At 61.5% G+C, this 1,907-nt stretch carries 5 protein-coding genes; 2 read left to right on the top strand and 3 right to left on the bottom strand.

Translation table 11 applies throughout. From position 1 onward, the window contains the following. Positions 1 to 203 (top strand): toxin-antitoxin system HicB family antitoxin (locus tag EK416_RS17460; protein WP_127079907.1); only part of this gene is annotated, 203 nt, incomplete at its 5' end. 48 nt (positions 204 to 251) lie between these two features. Here the strand turns inward: EK416_RS17460 and EK416_RS17455 are convergent. The 3 genes from EK416_RS17455 to EK416_RS17800 all read right to left on the bottom strand — a co-directional run bounded on the left by EK416_RS17455 (position 252) and on the right by EK416_RS17800 (position 1,687). Further along, on the bottom strand, positions 252 to 665 hold the full coding sequence (locus tag EK416_RS17455) for a type II toxin-antitoxin system VapC family toxin (protein ID WP_127079905.1): 414 nt from the start codon (positions 663 to 665) through the stop codon (positions 252 to 254). Next, a complete protein-coding gene (locus tag EK416_RS17450; RefSeq protein ID WP_127079903.1) occupies positions 665 to 919 on the bottom strand; it encodes a type II toxin-antitoxin system Phd/YefM family antitoxin in 255 nt (84 codons plus the stop codon). The genes EK416_RS17455 and EK416_RS17450 overlap by 1 nt, the downstream gene beginning before the upstream one ends. A gap of 552 nt (positions 920 to 1,471) precedes the next feature. Beyond that, a complete protein-coding gene (locus tag EK416_RS17800; RefSeq protein ID WP_164730116.1) occupies positions 1,472 to 1,687 on the bottom strand; it encodes a hypothetical protein in 216 nt (71 codons plus the stop codon). A gap of 2 nt (positions 1,688 to 1,689) precedes the next feature. Between EK416_RS17800 and EK416_RS17880 the strand changes: the two genes are divergently transcribed. After that, positions 1,690 to 1,907: hypothetical protein (locus tag EK416_RS17880; protein ID WP_210211021.1), on the top strand; the 218-nt coding region annotated here is incomplete at its 3' end.

The following is a 1,907-nucleotide window of genomic DNA, read 5'->3' as shown; positions in this document are numbered from 1 at the left end:
CTCCGAGAGCAAGCGGCCGGCTCATCCGGCGCGCGGGCGAGGCCAGGCCGAAGGGTCCGCAGTCCCAGTTCAACGTGCGCATCGCTCTGGAGCTGAAGGACGCCGTGGCACGGGCTGCCGAAGTAGAGGGGATCTCCGTCGTCGAGTGGGTCGAGCGGAGCTTCCGGGCCTCGCTCGACGCAAGCGATGAGGCGGATAGCTGATAGCGATCGGGCCTATGCTTCGAGCGATCCAAGCGAGCGGTTCGCTCATCAATCGATCCAGGGGTTGAGCAGCGGAACGCCCATCGGCTCGAAGTCGCGGACGTTGCGCGTGACCACGATCAGGCGGTGGACGAGCGCGGTCGCCGCAATCAAACTGTCGCGCTGCGGACGCGGATCGGGCACATGCAGCCCGGCGCAACGCCGGGCGACGTCGACGTCGACGGGAACGATCCGGTTCTGAAAGCCGGGGACCACCTGCGCAACGATCCAGGCGCGCAGGATCGCTCCCTTGGTTGCATCCTTGCGTTCGGCCTGGGCAACGCCAAGCTCGATCTCGAAAAGGGTGATCGCGGAGATGAACAGCTCCTCGGGCGAAGCGCTGGCGGCCCATGCCGCGAGGCCGACATTCGCCCTCTCCGGCCGGCGCAGCTCCAATAGGACGTTCGTGTCGAGGAGGAACATCAGCCGAGGTTCGCCGGTGCGAAGTCGTCGAGGCGGGCCGGCTCGAAGTCGAAATCGGCGTCCGGCCCATCCTGCCGCAGGAGATCGAGAAGCGAGCCGCCATGCTCGCCGGCAAGGCGACGAAAAGCGTCGTACTTGATCAGGACGAAGGCGGGCACGCCCCGATCGGTAACGATCACAGGCCCGTCCTCGGCGGCCCGCTTCGCTTCACTCGGGTTCTGGTTGAATTCCCGACTGGACATCATGCGATCCATGGGCTGCACTCCAACTCGCGTTCGATGTTACGATACTACATCGCAGTGGCGGGGACGGCAACGAGAGAATGTAGGCACATTTCTACATAAGGATTGATCCGGCTTATTTGGCCCATGTCACTCATGTGGAGGAGCCCGAGATTGGGTGCCGGAGGCCAGCTCATGGGGACCGATCACAACTCAAGATCGCATTCGGAAGGCGGGCCCGTCTCGATGAGATCTGTCTTCGCTGGTGGGTCGCGCCGATGGTCGACCCGTATTTTCAGGTGGCATTCTGGGATCGAAGTTCGCTGCCTTTTCTAGCACCTTTCGCCAACTTCGTTATTGCAGATCGGATGCCGCTCCTTCTAGCATTTTGCTAGAAGGAATAACCGCCGCGATCTGAATGATGCTAGAAAAGTACTAGAATGAAAACGTTGCGAAATGCTAGAAAACGTCTAGCACCTTTCTAGCATTTTTCCCCGCCGGGAAGCAAACCCTCGCGAAAAGGCTCATCCCCCCATAGAAAGTGATGGCAAGATGTGTGAAAGCGGGCCCACTAGCGGGCCGCTTTCAGCCGCGCTTACTCTCCTGCGGATCGACGCGAACGACGCAAAACAGGGCGGATTTTTCGCGCAGATCACGCTTCTGCACGCCGCAGGATGAGCGTGCGCAGATGGCAGACACGCCACCTCGGTATGCGCAGCGTTTCGGCGGTATCGGAGCGACAAACAGGCTAACCGAGACGTAGAATGAGAGACCAAACGCGCCCATGAAGGGATGCGACATGCATGTCTTCGATAAGAGAGAAGACCTCGAACCGGCGCGATCTTCTCGTGATGGCAGCAACAGCCCTCATCGCTCCAGCCGCAACCCAGCATTGTCGCAAACCCGATCCCGGCCTCCACAAAGACCGCCCGATGATCGCGCAACATTCGCCTTGCGGCGCTCGAAATCCCTGCCAGGGGAAGGAGGCGCGCCGCCGCCCCGTCACCCGGCGTCCCAATCC

It is taken from the genome of Rhodomicrobium lacus, from assembly GCF_003992725.1.
Lineage (GTDB): Bacteria > Pseudomonadota > Alphaproteobacteria > Rhizobiales > Rhodomicrobiaceae > Rhodomicrobium > Rhodomicrobium lacus.
The sequence above is the reverse complement of the archived record's forward strand: the minus strand, read 5'-3'. Positions and strand labels throughout refer to the sequence as shown.